General features: G+C 65.6%; 1 protein-coding gene. It reads left to right on the plus strand.

All coding sequences use genetic code 11. The features are described from left to right. Window positions 1–100: 100 nt before the first annotated feature. On the plus strand, window positions 101–2,184 hold a 2,084-nt coding region (locus IC50_RS16415; protein ID WP_035706637.1), incomplete at its 3' end, for a TRAP transporter permease.

The raw sequence follows: 2,184 nt of genomic DNA on the forward strand, positions 1-2,184 counted from the left end.
AGGCACCGTAAGCCGTGGATGGCCGGGACAAGCCCGGCCATGACGTATGCGGCGGCAGTGCCGTGCTATTATCGCCCCCAAGGGGCTAAGGACGAATGAGATGCTGGAAAAGGCAGAGGCCACCGAGGGCCCGATCAAGGTCGAGTTCGACAATTTCGAGCACGGCTTCCCGGAAGGGTTCGGCCCGGGCTGGTGGGGCGCGCTCGCCTACTGGATCGGCATCGCATTCGCGACGTTCCAGCTCTATGTCGCCGCCTTCAACTACCTGCCGAGCCAGGTGGTGCGCGGCGTCCATGTCGGGTTCCTCGTTCTGCTCACCTTCGGCCTGATCGCCAACTTCACCGCAAAGAGCAATTTCGGCCGCGCGCTCGGCTGGGCGATCGGCGCTGCCGGTTTCTTCTGCGGCCTCTATCAGTGGATCTTTTACGCGGACCTGATCGCGCGCGACGGCGATCCGACCCGGCTTGATCTCGTGGTCGGCACGCTGCTCGCGGTGCTGATTTTCGAAGGCACACGGCGTCTCATGGGCGCGGCGCTGCCGCTGATGTGCGGCGCGTGTCTCGTCTACTGGTTCTTCGGCCAGTACCTGCCGTCGCCGCTCAACCATCGCGGCTATGATTTCGACCAGATCGTCACGCATCTGTCGTTCGGCACCGAAGGCTTCTACGGCGTGCCGATCTACGTCTCGGCGACCTACATCTTCCTGTTCATCCTGTTCGGCTCGTTCCTGGAGCGCGCCGGCATGATCCAGCTGTTTACCGACGTCTCGCTCGGCCTGTTCGGCCGCACCCGTGGCGGACCTGCCAAGGTCGCGGTGTTCGCCTCGGGCATGATGGGCACGATCTCCGGCTCGGGCGTCGCCAATGTCGTCACCGTCGGCCAGTTCACGATTCCCTTGATGATCAGGTTCGGCTACCGCCGCGCCTTCGCCGCCGGCGTCGAGGCCACGGCCTCGATGGGCGGGCAGATCATGCCGCCGGTCATGGGCGCGGTCGCCTTCATCATGGCGGAGACGCTCGGCGTGCAATATTCCGAGATCGTGAAGGCGGCTGCGATTCCTGCGGTCCTCTATTTCGCCTCAGCGTTCTGGATGGTGCATCTGGAAGCCGGCAAGCATGGTCTCACCGGCATGAAGCCTTCGGAAACCCCGAGCGCCTGGAAGGCGCTGGTGAATGGCTGGTATCTGGTGCTGCCGCTCGCGGCCCTTGTCTACATGCTGTTCGAAGGCTTCACGCCGCTCTACGCCGGCAGCATGGGTCTTGCGCTGACCGTGGCCCTGATTCTGGGCACCAGCATCACGGCGGGCGTCTCGGCAACGGTCATCCGCTACATCTTCTGGATCGGGCTCGCGCTGGTTGTCGCCGCGCTGTCGCGGGAGGGCCTCCAGATCGTGCCGGTCGCGAGCGTCGTCGTCGCGCTGATCGTGATCACGGCGTTCGTACGCGGCGGACTGAAAGCATTGCGCGCCTGCCGCGATGCGCTGGCCGAGAGCGCAAAATCCGCCATCACGGTCGGCATGGCCTGCGCCATTGTCGGCGTCATCATCGGCATGATGTCGCAGACCGGCGTCGGCACCATCTTCGGCGGCTGGGTGATCGGTCTCGGCGAGAAGAGCCTGTTCCTGGCGCTGGTCATGACCATGCTGCTGTCGATCCTGCTCGGCACCGGCATTCCGACCATCCCGACCTACATCATCACCGCTGCGCTCGCCGCGCCTGCGCTCGCCAAGTTGGGAGTGCCCCTGATTGCGAGCCATATGTTCGCGTTCTACTACGGCATCATGGCCGACCTTTCGCCGCCCGTGGCTCTGGCCGCGCTTGCGGCGGCACCGATCGCCAAGGAGAACCCTGACAAGATCGGCTGGGAGGCGATGCGCATTGCGCTGGCGGGCTACGTCATCCCCTTCATCTTCGTCTATTCGCCGGCTCTGATGCTCCAGGCCGGCGATCCCATGGCGGCCAGGCTCGGCTTCTACGGCGCGGTGGCGCTGGCCGCCACCAAGGCGCTGGCGGCGATCGCCCTGTTCGGCATGGTCGCGATCGGCTTCCTGTTCACGCGGCTGACGCTCCTCGAACGTCTGGTCGGGCTCGGCGCGGCGTTCTGCCTGCTCGGCGACTTTCCGTTCAGCGACACCGCGGGCTTCGTGCTCGCCGCCGCCCTCGTGCTGTGGCAGTGGCGGCGGCG

The sequence above is a fragment of the Bradyrhizobium genomosp. I (2014) genome (genome assembly GCF_000261685.1).
GTDB lineage: Bacteria > Pseudomonadota > Alphaproteobacteria > Rhizobiales > Xanthobacteraceae > Bradyrhizobium.